This window comes from Streptomyces sp. LARHCF249 (assembly GCF_052871255.1).
The window spans coordinates 435,039-456,924 of the sequence record NZ_JBIXJQ010000003.1 but is presented as its reverse complement, the minus strand read 5'-3'; the positions used below and the strand labels follow the sequence as shown (position 1 = coordinate 456,924).

At 72.7% G+C, this 21,886-nt stretch carries 17 protein-coding genes; 11 read left to right on the top strand and 6 right to left on the bottom strand.

What is annotated here, in order from left to right:
• Nucleotides 1-107: 107 nt before the first annotated feature.
• Genes ACIPUC_RS10510 through ACIPUC_RS10495 form a run of 4 tightly spaced genes read left to right on the top strand, consistent with a single transcriptional unit; the run spans nt 108 to nt 3,850 of the window.
• The gene (locus tag ACIPUC_RS10510) at nt 108-956 is read left to right on the top strand and encodes an SDR family NAD(P)-dependent oxidoreductase (RefSeq protein ID WP_446588424.1); all 849 of its coding nucleotides are present in this window, start codon (nt 108-110) and stop codon (nt 954-956) included.
• Nucleotides 957-960: 4 nt separating this feature from the next.
• On the top strand, nt 961-1,497 hold the full coding sequence (locus ACIPUC_RS10505; protein ID WP_446588422.1) for a GNAT family N-acetyltransferase: 537 nt from the start codon (nt 961-963) through the stop codon (nt 1,495-1,497).
• A gap of 20 nt (nt 1,498-1,517) precedes the next feature.
• A complete protein-coding gene (locus ACIPUC_RS10500; RefSeq protein WP_446588420.1) occupies nt 1,518-3,209 on the top strand; it encodes a carbamoyltransferase N-terminal domain-containing protein in 1,692 nt (563 codons plus the stop codon).
• An 8-nt stretch (nt 3,210-3,217) separates the two neighbouring features.
• The gene (locus tag ACIPUC_RS10495; RefSeq protein WP_446588418.1) at nt 3,218-3,850 is read left to right on the top strand and encodes an amino acid kinase family protein; all 633 of its coding nucleotides are present in this window, start codon (nt 3,218-3,220) and stop codon (nt 3,848-3,850) included.
• A 47-nt stretch (nt 3,851-3,897) separates the two neighbouring features.
• Here ACIPUC_RS10495 and ACIPUC_RS10490 read toward each other — a convergent pair whose 3' ends face one another.
• A complete protein-coding gene (locus ACIPUC_RS10490; RefSeq protein WP_446588416.1) occupies nt 3,898-4,653 on the bottom strand; it encodes an SAM-dependent methyltransferase in 756 nt (251 codons plus the stop codon).
• 304 nt (nt 4,654-4,957) lie between these two features.
• On the opposite strand from ACIPUC_RS10490, the gene ACIPUC_RS10485 reads away from it, so the two are divergent.
• Nucleotides 4,958-6,175 (top strand): hypothetical protein, encoded by a 1,218-nt coding sequence (locus ACIPUC_RS10485; RefSeq protein ID WP_446588414.1) that lies wholly within the window; start codon nt 4,958-4,960, stop codon nt 6,173-6,175.
• Nucleotides 6,176-6,262: 87 nt separating this feature from the next.
• Nucleotides 6,263-7,498, top strand: a complete 1,236-nt coding sequence (locus ACIPUC_RS10480; RefSeq protein WP_446588413.1) for a DUF2254 family protein — start codon at nt 6,263-6,265, stop codon at nt 7,496-7,498.
• On the opposite strand, the gene ACIPUC_RS10475 is transcribed toward ACIPUC_RS10480, so the two are convergent.
• The gene (locus tag ACIPUC_RS10475) at nt 7,480-8,361 is read right to left on the bottom strand and encodes a YhjD/YihY/BrkB family envelope integrity protein (protein WP_446588411.1); all 882 of its coding nucleotides are present in this window, start codon (nt 8,359-8,361) and stop codon (nt 7,480-7,482) included. The genes ACIPUC_RS10480 and ACIPUC_RS10475 overlap by 19 nt on opposite strands.
• A gap of 393 nt (nt 8,362-8,754) precedes the next feature.
• Here ACIPUC_RS10475 and ACIPUC_RS10470 point away from each other — a divergent pair, with 393 nt between their 5' ends.
• The 5 genes from ACIPUC_RS10470 to ACIPUC_RS10450 all read left to right on the top strand — a co-directional run bounded on the left by ACIPUC_RS10470 (nt 8,755) and on the right by ACIPUC_RS10450 (nt 14,423).
• On the top strand, nt 8,755-9,591 hold the full coding sequence (locus tag ACIPUC_RS10470) for a class II glutamine amidotransferase (protein ID WP_446588409.1): 837 nt from the start codon (nt 8,755-8,757) through the stop codon (nt 9,589-9,591).
• Between the two features lie 76 nt (nt 9,592-9,667).
• A complete protein-coding gene (locus ACIPUC_RS10465; protein ID WP_446588408.1) occupies nt 9,668-10,087 on the top strand; it encodes an SHOCT domain-containing protein in 420 nt (139 codons plus the stop codon).
• 89 nt (nt 10,088-10,176) lie between these two features.
• Nucleotides 10,177-12,039, top strand: coding sequence for a glycoside hydrolase family 15 protein (locus ACIPUC_RS10460; RefSeq protein ID WP_446588406.1), 1,863 nt, complete (start codon nt 10,177-10,179; stop codon nt 12,037-12,039).
• Between the two features lie 64 nt (nt 12,040-12,103).
• Nucleotides 12,104-12,787 (top strand): GAP family protein, encoded by a 684-nt coding sequence (locus tag ACIPUC_RS10455; RefSeq protein ID WP_446588404.1) that lies wholly within the window; start codon nt 12,104-12,106, stop codon nt 12,785-12,787.
• Nucleotides 12,788-13,031: 244 nt separating this feature from the next.
• Nucleotides 13,032-14,423 carry a chloride channel protein gene (locus ACIPUC_RS10450; RefSeq protein ID WP_446588402.1) on the top strand — a complete coding sequence of 464 codons (1,392 nt, stop codon included), beginning with the start codon at nt 13,032-13,034 and terminating at the stop codon, nt 14,421-14,423.
• Between the two features lie 51 nt (nt 14,424-14,474).
• Here the strand turns inward: ACIPUC_RS10450 and exaC are convergent, their stop codons facing one another.
• The 4 genes from exaC to ACIPUC_RS10430 form a co-directional block, all read right to left on the bottom strand.
• The gene (gene exaC, locus ACIPUC_RS10445) at nt 14,475-15,998 is read right to left on the bottom strand and encodes an acetaldehyde dehydrogenase ExaC (protein WP_446588400.1); all 1,524 of its coding nucleotides are present in this window, start codon (nt 15,996-15,998) and stop codon (nt 14,475-14,477) included.
• 55 nt (nt 15,999-16,053) lie between these two features.
• Complete coding sequence (locus ACIPUC_RS10440) at nt 16,054-17,418, bottom strand: GAF domain-containing protein (protein ID WP_446588398.1); 1,365 nt, start codon at nt 17,416-17,418, stop codon at nt 16,054-16,056.
• A gap of 164 nt (nt 17,419-17,582) precedes the next feature.
• Nucleotides 17,583-18,845 (bottom strand): SWIM zinc finger family protein, encoded by a 1,263-nt coding sequence (locus ACIPUC_RS10435; protein ID WP_446588396.1) that lies wholly within the window; start codon nt 18,843-18,845, stop codon nt 17,583-17,585.
• Nucleotides 18,846-18,848: 3 nt separating this feature from the next.
• Nucleotides 18,849-21,785: an SNF2-related protein gene (locus ACIPUC_RS10430; protein ID WP_446588394.1), complete on the bottom strand. Its 2,937-nt coding sequence runs from the start codon at nt 21,783-21,785 to the stop codon at nt 18,849-18,851.
• Nucleotides 21,786-21,886 lie beyond the last annotated feature (101 nt).

Genomic DNA, 21,886 nt, shown 5'->3' with positions numbered 1-21,886 from the left:
AGGGGGTTTCGACGCAGCGAGGCGTACCTCTGGCCGGTCGGCGTGCAAGGAGATCCCAATGCCGCTGAAGCAGGTGTCCGGAACCCCGCCCCTGACGGGGGTGCGGGATGAACGCGAAGGCTTCGTCGCGATACAGCGCAACGGGGGCCGAGGGGGTGTGCATGGCGCAGGAAAAGCGTGGCGTAGCCGTGGTCTCGGGTGCGTCGTCGGGATTCGGCAGGAGAATTGCACAGGTGTTGTGCCGGCGGGGCTACTCCGTGGTGGCTCTCGCCCGTAGAGCGGACCGTCTGAAGGTCTTGGCGGATGAGGACTCCACAGGAGCGATTCTGCCGCTGGTCGCCGATGTCCGTGACCGAGAAGGGCTGGCCCTGGCCCTCGACGAGCTGCCCCCGGAATTCCGTGACATCTCGGTACTCGTCAACAACGCCGGGCTCTCCCGCGGGTTCGGGCCCCTGCAGTCCGGCAGCGACGATTCCTGGCGCGAAATGATCGACACGAACATCTCCGGCCTGCTGAACCTCAGCGGCCTGGTGCTTCCCCGGCTCGTCTCGCGCGGGTCCGGCCACGTCGTGAACATCGGCTCCATCGCCGCGAGCTACCCGTACATGGGCGGGAACGTCTATGCCGCCACCAAGGCATTCGTCCACCAGCTGTCGCTGAACATGCGCGTCGACCTCCAGGGAACGGGCGTCAGGGTGAGCTGTGTGGCGCCGGGCATGGCGAAGACCGAGTTCGCCAAGGTCCGCTACGACGGGGACGAGGAGCGCGCCGACGCGCTCTACCAGGAGATCGAGCCGCTCACCGCCGACGACGTGGCCGAGGCGGTGGCCTGGTGCCTCTCGCAGCCCGCCCGCGTCAACGTCAACATGATCGAACTCATGCCGGCCGAACAGCACTTCGGGCTCGGCTTCACCGGCAGCCCGCCCGCCCCGCCCGGTGGTGCGCAGGATGCGTGAGTCCGTGCTGACCGCCTCCCGGCCCGATACCGCGCAGGACGTGCTCGTCGCCAGACCCGCCCGCCCCGAGGACGCGGAGCAGATCGCCCTGCTCTCCGCCCCGTTCGTCGAGCAGGGCCTGCTGGTCGCTCGCCCGCTCGCCGAAATCGCCGCAACGTCACAGGACTTCGTGGTCGCCTGCGAAGGGAACCGACTGGTCGGCTGCGCCGGGGTGGCACCGTCCGGGGGCAGCCTGGTCGTCTACAACCTGTGCATTGCGGTCGACCGGCAGGGCCGGGGAATCGGCCGGCATTTGGTCGGCATTGCCGAGACCATCGCCAGAGAACGGGGTTACAGCTCTCTGCTGGCCCTCACCCGGCACGGCGGGGAATGGTTCGGGAAGCTGGGGTTCAGAGAAGTCCCGGCGAGCGAGACCCGCGATGAATGGCGCCCTCTCTTCCGCCCGGGCCGAAGATCCAGCCTCTACCAGTTGAGACTCGCCTCCGAACAGTCCGGAGACCGAAGCACGCCCATGCGCCGACTCAAGCAGACCAAGGAGTGACACAGTTGATAATCTGCGGGTTGAAACTCACGCACGACGGTGCCGTCGCGCTGCTCGACGACGACCGTCTCGTATTCAGTGTTGAGATGGAGAAGCTGGGGAACGGTCTGCGCTACAGCACCGTTGCCGACTTCAGCCTGATCCCCGGAGTCCTCTCCGACTTCGGCTACAAGCCGGATGACGTCGACCAGTGGGTGGTCGACGGCTGGGACGGAGACGTCTCCGGAACGGTCGCCCTCCTCGACCAGGGAACGCCCGCAGAGATCGTGGTCGGTCCCTACCGGGAGTCGGCGGCATGCCCGGCACTCGATTCGCCCAGCGTCTCGGGCACGTTCCCGATGGACGGCAAGACCTACCCGTACACCAGTTACCCGCACGCGGCGGGACACGTGGCGAGCGCCTACGCATCCAGCCCCTTCGCCCAGCGCGACGAAGGCTCCTTCGTCCTGGTCTGGGACGGCGGGCTCTTCCCCCGCCTCTACTGGGCGGACCCGCGCGGCGGCGTGGAGAACCTGGGCGAGCTCTTCCCCCTCATCGGCCATGCGTACGCCATCGCGGGACACCACTTCGGGCCCTTCCGCAAAACCGTCCAGTCACCCACGGTCGACGACCTCTCGGTCGCCGGCAAGCTCATGGCGTACATCGCGCTCGGCCGGACGGACGAGAGCGTCGTCGCGGTTCTGCGCGAGGAGTTCCACCGGGTCTTCGAGAGCGATGAGCCGGCCGCCGTGGAGTACCGCGCGACGGTCGGCGGGTACGGCAGCCTCTTCGAGCGGTCCGTGCCTCCCGTACACGAGTTCTTCTCCGCGGTCCGCGCCCGGGTCTCGGAGAACGGGATCAGCGACGAGGACGTCCTGGCGAGCGTGCACGCCTTCTTCGAGGGCCTCCTCGTCGAACGGATCACCGCCAAGGTCCGCGCCGCGAAGGGCGACGGTCCGTGGAACCTGTGCTTCGCCGGCGGCTGCGCGCTCAACATCAAGTGGAACAGTGCGCTGCGCGAGGCACCGGACTTCCGCGACGTGTGGGTCCCGCCGTTCCCCAACGACTCCGGTTCCGCCATCGGGGCGGCCGTTCTGGGCCGGGCGCAGCGCGACGGTCTGGCACCGCTCGCGTGGAACCCCCGGCTGGGCCCGGCTCTGACGCCGTCACCCGAGCTGCCCGCCGGCTGGTCGGCGTCAGCGTGTGCTCCGGAGCAACTCGCCGCCATCCTCCACGAGTCCGGAGAGCCCGTGGTGGTCCTGCACGGACGAGCCGAACTCGGCCCTCGCGCACTCGGCGGCCGCAGTATCCTCGCGGCCCCGGTCAGCGCGTCGATGAAGGACGAGCTGAACCGGGTGAAGGACCGCGAGCCCTACCGGCCCGTCGCCCCCATCTGCCTCGAGGCCGATGCACCGGGGATCTTCGCTCCCGGCACGCCGGACCCGCACATGCTCTTCGACCACGAGGTACGGGCGGAATGGGTGGACCGGATCCCCGCGGTCATCCACCTGGACGGCACCGCGCGGCTCCAGACGGTCGGGCCGGCCGACGACGACCTGCTCTTCGCCGTGCTGTCCGCCTACCGACGGCTCAGCGGCGTCCCCGTGCTGTGCAACACCAGCGCCAACCTCAACGGGCACGGCTTCTTCCCCGACGTGGCCTCTGCCGCCGAGTGGGGCAGGGTCGCCCGGATCTGGAGCGACGGGACGCTGTACCAGCGGACCGACGGCTGAGCCGAGGCATGACACCGGAGGCGCACCCCGGCCCGGCCGCCCGGGACATGGCCGAAACCCTCGTCACCGCCCTGCCCCGGATCAGGGAACTGCACGGCCGGACCGTGGTCGTGGTGGCCGGGCACCACGTGCTCGCCGACGACGAACTGCGGCACGCGTTCTGCGGCGACATCGGGTTCCTGCGGTACAGCGGGGTGAGGACCGTCGTGGTACACGACGGCGGCCCTCACCTCCCGGCATGGCTGGACGACGACCCGGCCGCGCTGCGCACCCACGTCGCGGGGTACGTACAGCGGGGACTGGTGGGGAGCCTCAACGAGCACACCACGCTGGCGGTCGGCCTCACGGGTGAGGACGGCCGCACGCTGGTGGTGGGCGAGGGAGAGGACGTACGGGTCGATCCGGGGGTGCTCCGCGTGTTCCTCGGCAGTGGCCGGATTCCGGTGGTGTCGAGCATCGCCTACGGCAAGGACGGCGGCATCCACCACCTCACCGCGACATCGGCTGCCACCGCTCTCGCCCCGGCGCTCGACGCCGCCTTGGTGCTCCCGGCCGCAGCCGCAGAGACGGGCCCGGCGTCGGCGGCCTACGTCGACATGGCCGTGCCGCACGCCGTGTTGAGGCATCTCCACCGCCTCTGACGACGACGACACCGCGCGCGGCCGGGCCGGGCCCTTCCCCCGTGAACCTAGTGCTGTGGCCGGTTCGCGCGGCGCAGGAGCAGGGTGACGAAGCCGAGCGTGCCCCGGTAGCCGTGGAGCCACGCCTCGCGGTGTCCGGCCGCGGCCTCGAGGGCCTGGCCGTGGTCCGGGTGCTCCGGATGGTCGAGGGCCCAGCGGGAGAGCGATCCGGTCCAGGACCACTCGTAGTCGTCCCACTCCTGGAGGGTGCTGACGTGCGCGTAGACCGGCACCCAGCCGGCGGCCGTGATGCGGTCGACGGTCGTCGCGAGGCTGTCGTAGTCATCGACGGCGAAACCGGCGTCAAGGGTCTTGCGGTCGGGTTCGCGTTCCCAGAAGCACTCCCCGAGGAGAACGCTTCCGCCCGGGGCGAGGTGGCTGTCGGCGGCCTTCAACGCGGGAAGGAGGCCGCCGAAGGCGTGCGTGGCACCGATGCTGAGAACCAGCCCGTACCGGTGGGGGGAAGCGAACTCCGCGGCGTCCTGGGCGTGGAAGGCGATCCGGCCGCCGAGCCCCGCCTCGTCGACGGCGCGAGCGGCGGCGGCGATGGCCTGCGCGTCGTTGTCCACGCCGTCGGCACGCAGGTCCGGGCGAGCGGATAGTGCGCGCATCAGCCACGTGCCGGATCCGCACCCGAGGTCGAGCAGCCGGGCGTCGGTGCCCGGCAGGGCCCGGTCGAGGAGCGTGCGTACGGAATCGTCGCCCAGCGGAGCGGCGATGGGGTGGTCGGTGTGGGCGATGGAGCTGATCTGTCGGCGGTCCATGGCAACACCCTGCCTCCCCGCGCGCCCGTTCGGCCCGCGAAGCGCCCCGAATGCGTTCGACCGGGCTACCCGATCGTGTGGCCCGGCGGATGGCTTCGTCGCGTAGGACAGGAGGGCAGGAGGCAGGGGCGCATCACACGGTGGGCTCAACCCGACGCGCACAACGGCGGCGCCACGTGTCCAATGACGGGGAAGCGGCCTTCACCTCACGCCGTCCCCGGGGAGCGCCATGAGTCTGCCGTCCGAGCCGCCCGCTGAGGCGCCCGCACCGGCTCGGCCAGGGGCTTCGCGTCCATGGAGGATCATGGCGAGCACCGTTTCGGCGGTGCTGATCACGCTCACCTGCATCCTCGTACCGGTCTCCCTGCTCACGGTGTGGGTGCACGACATCGTGCTGGACACAGGGCGGTACGTGTCGACCGTCTCCCCGCTCGCCTCGGATCCGGACATCGAGGCCGCCGCCGTCCACCGGATCACCGAGGCGGCCGACGTGCGGGTGGACGGCTCCCGGGTCACCGCGGACCTGGCGAAGTGGCTGGAGGCGCAGGGGCTGCCGCCCCGCGTCGGTACGGCCGTCAAGGCGCTGGGCCCGCAGCTGGACTCGGCCGCCGACGCGGCCGTCGGCAAGGTCGCGACCCGGTTCGTCGAGAGCGACAGGTTCGAGTCCGTCTGGACCGCCGCCAACCGCGCCGCCCACTCCGCAGTGGTGCACGCGCTGACCGGTGAGGGCCGCGGAGCGGTGGGAGTCGACGGCGGAACCGTCACCCTTGACCTCGGCGCCGCCGTGGAGAACGTCAAGCAGGACCTCGTGAAGGCGGGTCTCGCGCCGGCCGAGAAGATCCCCCGGGTCGACCGGCAGATGGTGCTCTTCCAGTCGGACGAACTGGCGAAGATCCGGGGCGCCGTGCACCTCCTCGACGCGGTGGGCAACTGGCTGCCCGTGCTCACCGTGGTCCTCGGGGCGATCGGCGTCCTGCTCGCGCGGCGCCGCCGCCGGGCCCTGGTGACCACCGCGCTGTGCGCGGCGGCCGCCTGCCTGGTCCTCGCCGTCGGTCTGGCCGTCGCCCGCCGCCACTACCTCGACCACCTCCCGGCGCAGGTGCAGTCCCCGGCCGCCGCGGCGGCGGTCTTCGACACGCTGGTGCGGTTCCTGCGGGCGGCCGTCCGGACCGCACTGGTCCTCGGGGTGGTCGTGGCGCTCGGCGCCTACCTGTCCGGTGCGGGCCGCCTGCCGCGCGGCGTGCGCGGCAGGGCCGAGCACGCGGCCGATTCCGCCGCGCGCTGGGGCGCCGCCCGCGGACTGCGCACCGGAAGCGCCGGCACCTGGGTGGAGGCCCGCCGACGGGGGATCACGGCCGGAGTGCTGCTGGTCCTCGCCCTCGTGTTCGCCCTGTGGAACCACCCGACGGTGCTCACCGTCCTGCTGCTGGTGCTCGTCCTGCTGGCGGTGCTCGCCGTACTCGCCCTGCTGGCCGCCGGCGGCCGCCATGCCGCCCGGGAACGGCGCCCGCGCAGTCCGTAGGCGCAGTCCGCGGCCCGGGCCCCCGGGACGGCGCCGGGGGAGGCGGGGCGCGACCCAGCCGCGAGACACGACCCTGGAGGAGGCCGGATGCCCGGCTCTGCTGACGGCCCCGACCGCCCGGCACGGGAACGGCACCGGCGCGGCGCGCTGTTCCAGCGGCCCACGCGCGCCCTGCGCAGGGACCTGTCCCAACTGCTGTGCGCGGTAGCCGGGCTGGTGCTGGGCCTACTGGCCCCCCTGGTCACGGCGGGGCCCCAGGTCGCCGCCGGACGGGTGGTCAGCGTGCTGTTCACCCTGGGCTTCGGCGTTGTCAGCCTGGTGAGCATCATCTACTCGATGCTGTTCCTGGTCGTGCAGTTCTCCGCGAGCACGTTCACCCCGCGCCTCGGCCTGTTCCGCGACGAGCCGATCGTCTGGCGGGCGTTCGCCTTCACCGTCGGCGTGTTCGTCTTCTGCATCACCTCGGGCCTGGCCCTCGGCACCCGCGAGAGCGTCTCCGCCTTCGTTCCGTGCGTCGCCATGCTCCTCACGCTGGTCGCGCTCGGCCTGATGCGGACGCTGCAGATGAAGGCGTTCGACTCGATCCAGCTCGGCCACGCGCTGACCGCGATCGCCGCCCGCGCGCACCGCCTGTACGACGCCCTGTACCTGCGCCCGTACGTTCCGGACGGGACCGCCGCCCCGCAGCCCCCGGCGGCAGGCGCGAGCGTAGCGGTCCGCTGGACGGGACCGCCGGCCGTACTGCAGGGGATCGACGTACCCGCCCTCATGGCCGTCGCCCGGGAACACGACTCCACGTTCGCGTTCCGCGTCGCCCCGGGTACGACCTTGTCGGGGGGCACCGTCCTCGCCGAGGTGACGGCGGGCGGTCCGGCGGAGGCAGCACTGCGCGCGGTCCTCGCGACGGGGGTCGAGCGGACCTTCGGCCAGGACCCCGAACTGCCGTTCAGGCTCCTCGCCGACATCGCGCTCCGCGCCCTGTCCCCGGCGGTGAACGATCCGGCCACGGCGGTCGAGGCCTTGGACCGCGTCGAGGACCTGCTGACCCGCCTCGCCGGCCGCGACCTGGACATCGGCCGGTTCCACGACCCCGCCGGACGGCTGCGGGTGAGCGTCCCGGTGCCCGGCTGGGAGCGGTACGTCCGGACCGCCGTCGACGACGTGGCCCTCGCCGCGGCCGGGTCCCCGTTGGCCCTGCGCAGAATGCGCGACCTGTTGCGCAGGCTGGCGGAGCGCACCCCCGAGGGCCGGACCGCCGTCGTGTACGAGCGGCTGCAGTGGGTTGAGCGCACCGGCAGCGAGGCTTACCCGCTCGTCTGGTAGCCACTCACCGTCTCGGGGGCTTCGGGCGCGGCCGGCGTACCCAGCCGGCGAGCCGGCAGCGGCTCGTGAGCCACCACGTACCCGACGGCGATGGCCAGCGTGATGACGATGAAGAACGCGATGAGCCAGGACAGCAGGACGAAGACCGACCCGAGGCTGCCGAACTGCTGCAGACTGCGCTCCACGGCATGGGGCATGTAGATCCTCGATCCCATGGAAAGGAGCTGCGCCCCGGCCCCGGCCAGAACCGCCCCGGGCAGCAGCGGCAGCCACGGAATCCGAGCGCCCAGCAGCAGGTGCTGGGTCCACCACCACAGCAGGGTGCCGCTGACCACCGCGACGAGGAATCCGACGGGCCGGCCGGCACCGAAGGCGTTCTGCACGGGGCCCTGGAACAGCAGGGCGGCCAACCAGACGACGAGCCAGACCAGCCACCGCCACGCGGCCAGCCGCGCTTTCGCCTTGGGCAGGTGCCAGGAGCGCTCGCAGGTCATCTGCAGGGCGCGGCTCCATGCGGTCGCAGACAGCAGGGACACCAGGATCCCCACCCCGCTGGTACCGGCCACGGCCGTGGGGTCGGTGGCGGAGTACACGGCCCGCACCTGGTCCAGCGCGGTGTCCTGAAGCCCCAGTGTCGCGCGGATGGAGGAGACCAGCTCGTCCTGGACCCATTCGGGTGCGACGGCGGCGATGACGAAGACGGCCGGCAGCGCACCGAGGAAGGCCTGGGCGGCCAGCCGAGTCGCACAGTCCAGGACCCGTACGGTCGCGAGCTGCTCCAGGAGCCGGCCGAGCAGCGGGGTGTGCCTGCGCATCCAGCCTGGCGCGGCAATGCGGCGCGCACCGGTCTGCGGTTCGGGCACGCAGAGACTCCTCCTGTGTCGAGCTCCGACGGGGGCGACCGCCCTTCCCGGAGAACAATGACGGAAAGCCGCCTCTCCGGCATTTCGCCACTCTGTGCCACGGGCCCGCACACGGCATCCGGCGGGAATCGCCCGCCCGTCCGGAGGTGGACGCTCGGATCCGCGGATCCGGTGTTCCCGCCCCGCGTGGCGCGCTCCGCAGAGGGAGCCGAGAATGGGAGAGCCGGACAAGATCCACACGACGTCGCCCGCAGAGTCCGGGGTAGGCCCGTGCCGGGGTGCTCCAACCCGCAATGACGGTCGCGGCGAAGGATGCTCGTCGAGCCGCCCCACTCCGGGCGAACGGGAAGCACATTCCTTCCCGGCGTGCTGTAAGGACCCAGGTGATGGCACATGTGCCGATGGCTGGCCTATTCGGGGACACCCATGCTGCTCGACACCATCCTCTACAAACCCGCCCACTCGCTGATCGACCAGAGCCTGCACTCCAAGCTCGGCGTGGAGACCACGAACGGCGACGGGTTCGGTGTCGGCTGGTACACGGAGGACAACAGCAGCACTCCGGCGCTGCTCAGGGACGTCGGTCCCGCCTGGAACAACCGCAACCTGCGAGAGATGGCGGACCACGTCCGCTCCCCGCTGTTCTTCGCCCACATCCGGGCGTCGACCGGCACCGCGGTACAGCAGTCGAACTGCCACCCCTTCCGGCACGGCCGCTGGATGTTCATGCACAACGGCGCCATCGCCGGCTTCCACCTCATGCGCCGGGACCTCACGCTGCTCGTCGACCCCGCCCTGTACGCCGACATCGAGGGGACCACGGACTCCGAGGTGATGTTCTACCTGGCCCTCACCTTCGGCCTGGACCAGGACCCGCCGACCGCCGTGGCCCGGATGGCGGGAGTGGTGGAGCGTGTCGGCCGCGACCACGGCGTGGAGTTGCCGCTCCAGATGACGCTCGCCATCACCGACGGCGAACGCGTCTGGGCCTTCCGCTACTCCAGCGGGCACGCGTCACGGTCGCTGTTCTACAGCAGCCGGGTGGACGCACTGCGCAGGCTGCACCCCGATGTCGCGTTCCTGCGGGACGTCGGCGAGGAGACCCGGCTCATCGTGTCCGAACCCCTCGGCGATCTGCCCGGCGCCTGGAACGAAGTACCGGACAGCAGCTACGGCGTCGTCCAGCCCGGCGCCGACGAGCTGTACCCCTTCGCCCCAGCGCCCGCATGACACGACCGCGGACGCTCGGTCGCGGACTGCTCCAGGGCCTTCCGGGCCCCCTGAACAACCGACAGGAGACCGGACCATGCAGAATTCGCTGCTCTACCTGGCAGAGGAGTACGACTACCCCCTGCTGAACATGTTCTGGACCATGATGCTGGTGTTTCTCTGGGTGCTCTGGTTCATGCTGCTCTTCCGCGTCATCGGCGACATCATCCGTGACGACGAGTTGAACGGCTGGGGCAAGGCGGGATGGACCCTCTTCGTCATCCTGCTTCCCTACCTGGGCGTCCTCGTCTATCTGATCGTCCGAGGACGCGGGATGGGCGAACGAGAGCTCAGGCGGGCCCACCAGCAGGAGCAGGCGTTCCGCTCCTACGTACGCGAAAGCGCCGGCGCGGCCGACCACGCCGAGGCACTGTCCCGGCTGGCCGAACTCAAGAACCGCGGCGACATCACGGCAGCTGAGTACGAGCAGGCCAAGGCCAAGGTTCTCGCTTCCTGAGCCGACGGCGCGGTGGCCGGCACCGGACTCGTCGGCCCAGCCCGCGCCGCTGCCCGGACGGGCAGCTCCCACCCCCCAGCGGAGGGCTGATGCGCCCCTACCCGCCGATCGCCGAGCACGGCCTGATCGGAGACCTGCAGACCTGTGCCCTGGTCTCGTCCGACGGAGTGCTCAACTGGTTCTGCTCGCCGCGCTTCGACTCGCCCAGCATCTTCGCCGGCCTGCTCGACGGCAGCCGAGGAGGCTACTTCGCGATCACCGCCGACCCCGTCCGCGCCCCTCAGGACGAGCCGCCGGACAACGCCGACGTCGTCACCCGCCAGCTCTACATGGCCGACACCGCAGTCCTCATCACCCGTTTCCTCACCCTCGAAGGCGTCGGCGAGGTCATCGACTTCATGCCCGTCCGCGAGCCGCACACCCCCACCGACCGACACCAAGTCGTGCGCGTTGTCCGGGTGGTACGCGGGACCGTGCGCTTCACCCTGGAGTGCCGCCCGCGCTTCGACTACGGCCGGGCTCCCCACGACCTCACGTGCGGTGGTGACACCGCCCGCTTCGACGGACACGGCATCGCCGCGCACCTGCAAGCCCTGGGTCCCGTGGCCCTGGAAGCCGACGGGACGGACGTGCGGGCAACCGTGACCCTGGCCGAGGGTGAACGCGCGGCCGTCCTGCTGACCGTCTGCGACGCAGGCAGCGCGGCCCCGCCGCCGGTGAGCCCGGGTGACGTGGTGGAGGAGTTCAACGCCGTGCGCGACTTCTGGCACGGCTGGATCGGACGCTGCACCTACCGCGGCCGCTGGCAGCAGATGGTCAACCGCTCCGCCATCACCCTCAAGCTGATGACGTACGCACCGACCGGCGCGCCGATCGCCGCCGCCACGATGGGCCTGCCGGAGCAGGAGGGCGGGGAGCGCAACTGGGACTACCGCTACACCTGGGTCCGTGACGCCTCCCTCGCGGTGCGTGCCATGCGCGACCTCGGCTTCACCGAGGAGGCGCACGCCTTCCGGAGCTGGCTCATTCAGCGGCTGAGGGACGGCGGAGCTCCCAACGGCGAACCCCTGCAGATCATGTACCGCGTCGACGGGGACCCGTACCTGAGGGAAGAGGTCCTCGGCCACCTGGAGGGCTGGCGGGGCTCCGTACCGGTGCGCGCGGGCAACGGCGCCGCGGACCAACTGCAGATGGACATCTACGGCGAGGCCGTCTACGCCCTCTCCCAGGCCGGCCAGGCCGGCGATGCGGTGGGCTTCGACGACTGGCAGCGCTGCGCCGCCCTGCTGGACTGGCTGTGCGAGAACTGGGACCGCCCCGACGAGGGCATCTGGGAAACCAGGGGCGGCCAGAAGGACTTCACCTACAGCCGCCTCATGTGCTGGGTCGCCCTCGACCGCGGCATCCGCCAGGCCACCGCCACCGCCCGCCCCGGCGACCTGACCCGCTGGACCGCCACCCGGGACGCGATCCTCGAGCAGGTGATGACCCTCGGCTGGAGCGCAGAACGCCAGGCATTCGTCCAGGAGTACGACAGCACCGTCCTGGACGCCTCCCTGCTGCTCATGCCCCTGGTCGGCTTCATCACCTCCAAGGACCCGCGCTGGCTCTCCACCCTCGACGCCATGGACGCCGAACTCGTCTCGGACAGCCTCGTCTACCGCTACGACCCGGAGGCTTCCCCCGACGGCCTCGCGGGCTCCGAGGGCACCTTCTCCCTGTGTACCTTCCTGTACGTCTACGCCCTCGCCAGGGCCGGCCGCATCCATCAGGCGCGCTACGCCTTCGACAAGATGCTCACCTACGCCAACCACGTCGGGCTCTTCGCCGAAGAGGTCGGCCTGACCGGCGAACAGCTCGGCAACTTCCCCCAGGCCTTCACCCACCTCGCCCTCATCACCGCAGCCCTCGCTCTCGACACCGAACTCGACCACGCCGCAAGCGCCGCCTAGCGCCCCGCAGCAGCCGCCGCATCATCTTTTGCACTCCGGTCAAGAGGGGGATCACGATGGTCGGATGGTGCTCGACCTGCTTCTCATCGGCTTGGCAATAGCGCTGATCCCGCTGTCCGTCATGGCCTTCGTACTCGTGGTGTCCGCTCCGCGCGGGGTGCGCAAGGGCCTGGCGTTCATCCTCGGCTGGCTGGCGTGCCTCGTGGCGGTGATAGCGGTCGTCCTCGTCCTCACCGACGGGCAGCCGCCCCCGCCCCGCTCTCCGCCGTCCATCGCGGCACTCGTGGCCACGCTGGTCATCGGTGTCGGCCTGGTCGCGTACGGCGCGTACCGGCGCCGCCGGAGCCGCCGAAAAGCCACAGCTCCGGATCCCTCCCCGGGGGAGCGGGCTGCGGCTTCAGGGGCGTCCGCTCCGTCCCGGGCGGACGACACCACCGGATGGTCCGCAGCCGCCCTCGCCGTTCTCCTCCAGCCCTGGGGGATGGTCGCCGCCGCTGCCGCCACCGTGGTCCAGGCCGACCTCTCCCACGGCGAGTCGTTCCTGGCCCTCGTCGCCTTCTGCCTCGTGGCCACCTCCACCCTGCTGGCCATGGAGCTGTACATGGTGTTCTCGCCCGCAAAGGCCCAGCTCTCCCTGCTGGGCCTGCGCGCGTGGCTGGAACGCCACAAGGACCCGGCGATCGTCGTGATCTGCCTCTTCCTGGGCCTGTGGCTCGTGGGCAGGAGCCTCTACCAACTCACCCGCTGACATCGGCCCGTACCCCTGGCCGCGGTGCGGAGGTGCGGGGCCTCACGGCGGATGCTGCAATGAGAACAGAGCCGTACCGGCCACCGATGCGCCTTTCGGCGCAGGGCACGCGGCCCCAGGCTTCCCGGCCCGGTCAGGTGCCGAGGATGCTCCTCTTCTGCTCCGCGAACTCCGCCTCGGTCAGGGTTCCCTGCTCCTGGCCAACGCCAAGATTCCTGGTGATGGGCAAGGAAGAAGGCCATCCATGACGGAGCCCAGCACACCCGCGGGCGCCGGCGTCGGGCAGCAGCCGCAGGAGGCGGACCGGCTGCGCGAAATCCTCCGCGCTCCCGGCTACCTCAAGGTGCTCGCCTTCGCCGCGTTCATCGGCATCCCGGTCTCCCTGATCGCGTTCTGGTTCCTCGTGGGACTGCACGAACTGGAGCACGTCCTGTGGAGGGACCTTCCGCACGAGCTGGGCTGGGACGCTCCGCCGTGGTGGTGGCCGCTCCCCCTGCTCCTGGTCGCAGGGGCCGTCGTCGGCCTGGTCGCCGCACATCTGCCGGGCGCCGGCGGGCACGTCCCCGCGTCCGGCCTCCACACCGGCGGGGCTTCGCCGGTCACCCTGCCGGGCGTCCTGCTGGCCGCGGCCGCGAGCCTGCCCTTCGGCGCCGTTCTGGGACCGGAGGCACCGCTGATCGCTCTGGGCGGCGGCCTGGCGCTGCTCTTCCACGACCTCACACGGGCTCCGGCGACCCCGCAGAGCACCGCGCTGCTGGGCGCCGCCGGCGCCGCCGCTGCCATCGCGGCGATCTTCGGCAACCCGCTGATCGCCGCAGTGCTCCTGATCGAGGTGGCCGGGGTCGGCGGGCCGCAGCTGTTCGCGGTCATGCTGCCCGCCCTGCTCTCCAGCGGAGTGGGTGCCCTGGTCTTCACCGGCTTCGGACGCTGGACCGGGCTGGAGACGGGCAGCCTCAGCCTCAAGCTGCCCACGCCCGTTCCCCGCCTGGACGGCGGTGACGTGCTGTGGACGATACCCATCGCCATCGCCCTCGCCGTCCTCCTGCACCCGGTACTGGCGGCGGCCCGGCGCGTCGCCGCGTACATCGCGGGCGGTGTGCTCTCCCGCACCGTCCTGTGCGCCGTGGCCGCCGGGGTCTGCGCAGCCCTCTACGCCCTGATCACCGGCCGCACCCCCGCAGACGTCGCCTTGTCCGGCCAGACCGCCCTGGCCCGGCTGGCCGCCGACCCGCACGCCTGGGGCGTGGGCGCCCTGTTCGCCGTCCTGCTGCTCAAAGGGGCCGCGTACACCCTCTGCCTGGGCAGCCTGCGCGGCGGCCCCGTCTTCCCCGCCCTCTTCCTCGGAGCCGCCGCCGGAGTCCTGCTGGCCCCGCTGCCCGGCCTGGGCCCCGTACCGGCCATGGCGGCAGGAATGGCGGCCGCCACGGCCAGCACGCTGCGGCTGCCGGTCAGCAGCGTGGTCCTCGTCGTGCTGCTGCTGGGCAGCTCCGCCATGATGCCCATCGCCATCCTCGCGGCGGTGATCGCCTTCATCACCACCGAACTGCTACCCGCCGGGACGCCACTGCCGCCTCCTCCGCGCGCCGACCAGCCGACTCCGGAAGCAGGCAGCCCCAAAGCGGCCGGGGCACCCTGACGACGGCCTCTGACCGCTCTCTTGTGCGGGTCAGAGGCCATGCGCAGGCTCTTAGAAGAAGCCGAGCTTCTTGGGGGAGTAGCTGACCAGGAGGTTCTTCGTCTGCTGGTAGTGCTCCAGCATCATCTTGTGGGTCTCGCGTCCGATCCCCGACTGCTTGTAGCCGCCGAACGCCGCGTGGGCCGGGTAGGCGTGGTAGCAGTTCGTCCAGACGCGGCCCGCCTGGATCGCGCGGCCCGCGCGGTACGCGGTGTTGACGTCGCGGGTCCAGACGCCCGCGCCCAGGCCGTACGCCGTGTCGTTCGCGATCCGCACCGCGTCGTCGAAGTCGTGGAACGAGGTCACCGAGACCACCGGGCCGAAGATCTCCTCCTGGAAGATCCGCATGCGGTTGTCGCCCTCGAAGATCGTCGGCTGGACGTAGAAGCCGCCCGCCAGGTCCCCGCCGTGGTCGAAGCGCTCCCCGCCGGTGAGGATCTTCGCGCCCTCCTGCCGGCCGATCTCCACGTACGACAGGACCTTCTTCAGCTGCTCCTCCGAGGCCTGCGCGCCGATCATCGTGTCCGTGTCCAGCGGGTGCCCCGGAACGATGAGTTCGGTGCGCGCCACCGCCGCGTCGAGGAAGTCCCCGTACCGGCCGCGCTCGATCAGGGCGCGCGACGGGCTCGTGCACACCTCGCCCTGGTTGAGGGCGAACATGGTGAACCCCTCCAGGGCCTTGTCACGCAGGTCGTCGTCGGCCGTCCAGATGTCGTCGAAGAACAGGTTCGGGCTCTTGCCGCCGAGTTCCAGGGTGACCGGCGTCAGGTGCTCGGCCGCGTACTGCATGATCAGCCGCCCGGTCGAAGTCTCCCCCGTGAAGGCGACCTTCGCGACGCGCGGGCTGGAGGCGAGCGGCTTTCCGGCCTCCTCGCCGAAGCCGTTGACGATGTTCACCACGCCCGGCGGCAGCAGGTCCGCCACCAGGCTCAGCCAGTAGTGGACGGAGGCCGGGGTCTGCTCGGCCGGCTTCAGGACGACCGTGTTGCCCGCAGCCAGCGCCGGGGCCAGCTTCCACACCGCCATCAGGATCGGGAAGTTCCACGGGATGATCTGGCCGACCACGCCCAGGGGTTCGTGGAAGTGGTAGGCCACCGTGTCGTCGTCGAGCTGGCTCAGCGCCCCCTCCTGTGCGCGCAGCGCCCCCGCGAAGTAGCGGAACTGGTCGATCGCCAGGGGCATGTCGGCGGCGAGCGTCTCGCGGATCGGCTTGCCGTTCTCCCAGCTCTCCGCGACCGCGAGCGCCTCCAGGTTCTGCTCCATCCGGTCCGCGATGCGCAGCAGGACAGTGGACCGCTCCGTGACGGAGGTCCGCCCCCACGCGGGCGCCGCCGCGTGCGCCGCGTCCAGTGCCCGCTCCACGTCCTCCGCCGTACCGCGCGCCACCTCCGTGAAGGCCTCCCCGGTGACGGGGGAGGGGTTCGCGAAGTACCGGCCCCGGGCGGGCTCGACGTACTCGCCGCCGATGAAGTGGCCGTAGCGGGACGCGTACGACATGAGCGCCCCCTCGGTACCGGGCGCAGCGTAACGGGCCATGGGTGTCCTCCCCTTGCCGGGCGCCGGCCGCCGTCGGACAGCGCTCGGTGGGAGGCTAGGAGCGGGCAGGTTGCGGATACGTTGCACGCCCTCGGCCGGCGGGACCCGCGAGCGGCCGTACGGGAACCCCGCGCGCGCCGAGCTCGCCGCCGGGGCCGAACCCGACGCCCAGGCCCAGTTCGCCGTCCAGGGCGCGTACGCGGGCCAGCGCGGCCGACCGGTCCTCGGGCGGCAGCGCCGACGCAAGGGCCCGCCAGGCCTCCGGGTCGTCCGCGCCCCACGGGCTGCACACCCAGTCGGTCAGCAGCCCGGCATCCGCGCGGGCGATCACGGCTGCCCGCGCCTGGTCCTCGATCCGCCGGCGCAGCCGGACGATTCCCGGCGCGGTGGAGGCGGGCAGGAGCGGGCCGGGGTAGTGGTGGAGCGCGGCGGAGACCGCGCCGGTGGCCAGCTGCCGGGTCAGGGCCGTGAAGTCGGCGTCCAATGGACCGGCCGTGCGGTAGGGCCGCGAGAGCGGGGCGGCCGGACCCAACAGGGTGCGCAGGCGGGAGATTTCGGCGCGCAGAGTCACCGGTGACACCGACTCGTCCTCGTACAGCGCGATCGCCAGCTCCTCGCCCGACAACCCCGCCGGATGGTGCGCCAGCAGCACCATGATCTCGCTGTGCCGCCGCCCCAGCCGCACCGGGCGGCCCCCGGCGACCAGCAGCGCCTCGTCCTGGCCGAGGGCGGTGAGCGTGTCACCCGCCGCCGGCGGCCCGGGGTCGATCAGGGCCAACTGGGCCTCCGCCGCCCGCGCGACCGCCTGGACGAAGGCGAGGGAGTGGGGGTGGGCGAGACCGTCGCCCCCCGTGATGTCCACCGCACCCAGCAGCCTGCCCGTCCGCGGATCGCGCACCGGGGCCGCCGCGCACGTCCACGGATGGACCCGGCGGCTGAAGTGCTCGGCTCCGAAGACCTGGACGGGCTCGCCGACCGCCACCGCCGTACCGGGCGCGTTGGTGCCCATCGCCGTCTCCGCCCAGCGCGCGCCCGGCACGAACCCGAGCCCCTCCGCCCGCCGCAGCGTGCCCGGTTCGCCCTCGACCCACAGCAGCCTGCCTTGGGCGTCGCAGACCGCCAGCAGGTGTGCCCCGTGCGCCGCGAACGCCCCGACGAGGTCCCGGAACAGCGGCATCACGCGGGAGAGCGGGTGCCCCTCGCGGTACGGCCGCAGCCGCGCCTCCGCCAACTCCACCCGGGGCGCGCACTCGGGGCTGACCCGGGCCCGGGCGCACCGCCGCCAGGACCGCGCGATGACCGCCCGGACCGGGGCCTCCACCCGCCCGTCCCGGGTGAACGCGGTGTGCGCCCGGCGCAGTTCGCGGGTGCGCTCGGCGGGATCGGTGCCGCCCGGCAGTGCCACCGAAGGATCGTCCATGTTCACCCTCCCGTGGTGCCGCGGTACCCGGAGCGCCCCCATCGTCGTCCCGGTACCGGCCCCCGACAAGCGGTACGTCGGCCAGTCGGCGCCGAAACCGGCCGGGACCTGTCCGGGCCGACCAGGCCGGTCGGCCCGGTCAGCCCCGTCAGCCCGGTCAGGGCCTACGCGGGATCGGCGGCAGCCAGCGCCGAGGCGGGGTCCGGGGCCGACGGGCCCGTAGGGATCCAGCGGCCCGCCTCGCGGTGGTACGGCCACCACCGCCCGTCCCGGCCCAGCCGGAGCTGGCGGCCGGTGTCCGCCTCCGTCCAGCGGGCGCGGACCCGCCGCAGTACCGGAGCTTCCTCGTCCGCCCAGGCCGCGGCCAGCGCCGCCCGGGCCCGGCTCAGTGTGGTCCGGTCCGGCGTCCAGTCGTCCTCCAGCGCCGCGAGGGCCGCGGATCCGCCGAAGCCCCAGGCCAGTACGGCCCGGTCCATCGCGGCCCGCTCGCGACCGGAAGCCGCCGACAGGCGGGCGCGGAGCCGGATGTCATGGGCCTCGGCCGTGAGTCGTACGACGTCTTCGGCAGCGGTGAGGGGGGCCGGAGGGACGCGTTCGGCATGGCCCGGAGCCAGCGCTTCCGCGAGCCGCCGGTACGCCTCCGACGCCGCCGCCTGCGCCAGGAACTCCACCGCGTCCACGTCCAGCCCTTCCGCTTCGGCCTCGGTGTCCAGCGTCGGCGGCCGGCCCGGCGCCTGCGGCAGCTCCGGCAGCGCGGGCAGCGGCGGCAGGAGGGCCGCCGCCCCGAAGGCGTCCGCCGCCGGGACCCCCTCGTCCGCGGGTGCCTGCGGAGCCTCCGCTTCCGCGCTGCTCCGCTCCTCCAGCTCACCGAGCAGCTCCCGTTCGCCGCGGCCGCGCAGGAGCAGCAGCACGAACGGGTCCTGGTCCAGCAGCCGGGCCACCTGGTAGCAGAGGGCCGCCGTGTGCGGGCAGTGGTCCCACTCGCCGCAGTCGCAGCGCGGGTCGAGGTCCCCGATGCCCGGCAGCGGGTCCACCCCGGCCGCCGCCGCGTCCTCGGCCAGCCCCGGGGGCACCTCACGGTCCAGCAGCGCGGCGATGTACCCCGACTCCGCGGCCGCCAGGCCCAGCAGCCGGTCCCATTCCGCTGGGGTGAACTCCTGGACCAGCACGTCCGTCCGGTGCGCCGTCCCGTCCCGGTCGCGCACCACCGCCGTCAGCCCGCCCGGGCGCGCGGTGACGGCCCCGACCGCGCCCGCACGCGCGTACCGGCGCCCCTGCCTGACCTGCTCGCCGTCGAGCGCGCTGTCCTCCAGGGCGCGCAGCCAGGCGTGGCCCCACCAGGTACCGGCGAAACCGCGGCCGGGGGCGGTCGGGAGCGCCGCGAAGGTCTTCTCGTACGGGTACGGGTACGGGTCTCGGGTGCTCATCCGTCACTCCCCGGGGGTCGGGCGCAGCGCCACGAGGTCGGCCAGTTCGGCGTCGGTCAGTTCGGTCAGCGCGCCCTCGCCGCCCGCGAGGACGGCGTCCGCGAGGGCCCGCTTGCGCTCCAGGAGCCGTGCGATCCGGTCCTCCACGGTGCCTTCGGCGATGAGCCGGTGGACCTGAACGGGCTGGGTCTGCCCGATCCGGTAGGCCCGGTCGGTGGCCTGTTCCTCGACGGCCGGGTTCCACCAGCGGTCGTAGTGGATGACGTGGCCGGCCCGGGTGAGGTTCAGGCCGGTGCCCGCCGCCTTCAAGGAGAGCAGGAAGACGGGGACTTCGCCCGCCTGGAAGCGGTCGACGAGCTCCTCGCGGCGCGGCACGGGCGTCCCGCCGTGCAGCAGTTGCGCGGCGATACCGCGTGCGGCGAGGTGCTTCTCCAGGATCCGGGCCATCGCCACGTACTGCGTGAAGACGAGGACCGAGCCGCCCTCGGCGAGGATCGTGCCGAGGAGCTCGTCGAGCAGGTCCAGCTTGCCGGAACGGGCGCCCGCCGGCTCCTTCGTGTACTGCGCGGGATGGTTGCAGATCTGCTTGAGGGAGGTCAGCAGCTTGACCACCAGACCGCGCCGCTCCATCCCGTCCGAGGAGGCGATCGCGGCGAGGGTCTCGCGCACGACGGCCTCGTACAGCACGGTCTGTTCGCGGCTGAGGGTGACGGGGTGGTCGGTCTCCGTCTTGGGCGGCAGCTCGGGCGCGATGCCGGGGTCGGACTTCTTGCGGCGCAGCAGGAACGGGCGTACCAGGGCGCTCAGCCGGGCCGCCGCCTGCGGATCGCGGCCGCTTTCCACGGGCTCGGCGTAGCGGGCGCGGAAGGTACCGAGGCGGCCGAGGAGCCCGGGTGTGGTCCAGTCGAGGACGGCCCACAGCTCGGAGAGGCTGTTCTCGACGGGGGTGCCGGTGAGCGCGACGCGCGCCGGGGCCGGGATGGTGCGCAGGGCCTTCGCGGTGGAGGAGTGCGGGTTCTTGACGTGCTGGGCCTCGTCGGCGACGACCATGCCCCAGCCGGTGGCGGCGAGCCGGGGCGCGTCCGCGCGCAGGGTGCCGTAGGTGGTGAGGACGAAGCCGCCGGTGAGGTCCGCGAGGCTGCGGGCGGGGCCGTGGTAGCGGCGGACGGGTGTGCCGGGGGCGAACTTCTCGATCTCCCGCTGCCAGTTGCCGAGGAGGGACGCGGGGCAGACGACGAGCGTCGGCGCGGAGCGGCCGAGGTCTGTGTCTGTGTCGGTGCCGGTGTTGCGGTTGCGGTGCAGGTGGAGCGCGATCAGGGTGACGGTCTTGCCGAGGCCCATGTCGTCGGCGAGGCAGGCGCCGAGGCCGAGGGAGGTCATCCGGTCCAGCCAGCGCAGTCCGCGCAGCTGGTAGTCGCGCAGGGTGGCGCGCAGTTCGGGGGGCGCGGATACGGCGGGTTCGTCGGGCGCCTGCGGATCGGCCGTCAGCCGCGCCCGCAGCCGCTCGAGGGGACCGGCGGCCTCCACGCCGACCCGCTTGCCGTCGATCTCCGCCGACCCGGTGAGTACGGCCGCCAGCGCGTCGGCGGCCGTGAGCTCGCTGCCCTGCCGGGCGCGGGCCCGGCGGGCCTCGGCGGGGTCGATCAGGACCCACTGGTCGCGCAGCCGGACCAGGGGGCGGTTCGCCTCGGCGAGGCGGTCGAGCTCGGCGCGGGTCAGGTCGTCCTGGCCGCCGAGGGCGTATCGCCAGCTGAAGGAGAGCAGAGCGCCGGGGGAGAGCAGGCCGGAGGGGAGGGCCGATGCGGTGGAATCGGGGTGCCGCGGGGAGTTCGGGGAGTCTGGGGAACCCGGCCTCGGGGAGCCCACGACGGCGCGGGCGGTGAGGGTACGGGCGAGACCGCGCGGCCAGTGCACCTGCACGCCGTCGGCGGCGAGGGCGGCGGAGGCCTCGCCGAGCAGCTCCGCGACGTCCTCGTCGGCGAGTTCGACGGCGTCCGGTACGGCGGCGGTGAGCAGCGGGCCGAGCGGGGGCCAGAGGCGGGCGGCGCGGCGCAGGGCGCGCAGCGCGTCCATCCGGGCCCCGGGCGGAAAGGCGGCCGCGGCCGTTCCGGATCCGGCCCAGACATCGGCGGCGTCGGCGACCGGGGCGGCGTCGGCCAGGCCGTGCATCTGGAGGACGGCCCGGAAGGCGGGGGCGGCGTCGGGGCCGCCGTCGAGGTCGCCGTCGAGCTCGATCCGCAGGGAGATGCGCACACCGGCGTCGTGTCCGGCGGCCACCTCGGCGGCCCAGTCCCGCAGTGCGGGGTGGGGCCGGGGCGGGCGGGCGGCGTAGGCGGACCCGTTGGTGGCCGCGGGCGCGGCGGGGGAGCGCGGCAGGGTGTCGGCGACGGCGTCGAGGAACGCGCGCAGCAGCGGCTCCGGTGCGGGCAGCCGGGGCGGACCCTCCGCGTCCAGGGGTACGCAGTGGGCCTCGGGCGGCATTGCGGCGGCCAGTTCCCGGACGTCTTCGAGGTCGGTGGCGTCCAGGGGGCCGGCCCGCCAGGCGTCATGGCCGAGGGGGCTCAGCCCGGGCAGCAGCTGCCCGCGGGCGAGGAAGCGCAGGGCCAGCAGTGCGGCCGCGCCCCAGAAGGCCGCACCGGCCGACGGGCCGGTTCCGGTACCGGTTCCCATCCCGGTTCCGATTGCGGGGTTGGCGGCGGCGGTGCGGGCGCGGGTGAGCAGCGGCAGGGCTTCGTCGACGGGCAGCACGAGCGCGGTCACGGCGGTCCGCCGCAGGTCGGAGGTGACGACGTGCAGCTCCTCGTGGGCGCTGCCGGTGCCGACGGTGCCGCCTGGAGACCGGCCGTCCGTGCGCCAGAAGGCGATCCGGCCGCCGCGGGCGGGGTCGGCGGGAAGGAAGACGGCCGAGCAGTGGATGAGGCCGGAGATCTCGGGGAGCACGCATTCCTCAAACTTGACTACTGGGGTTCGGAGCCGCCGAGGCTACCCCACCGCAGGCGCCGGAAGGCCAGGACCCGGCCGTGACCCGGGTCACTTCACGG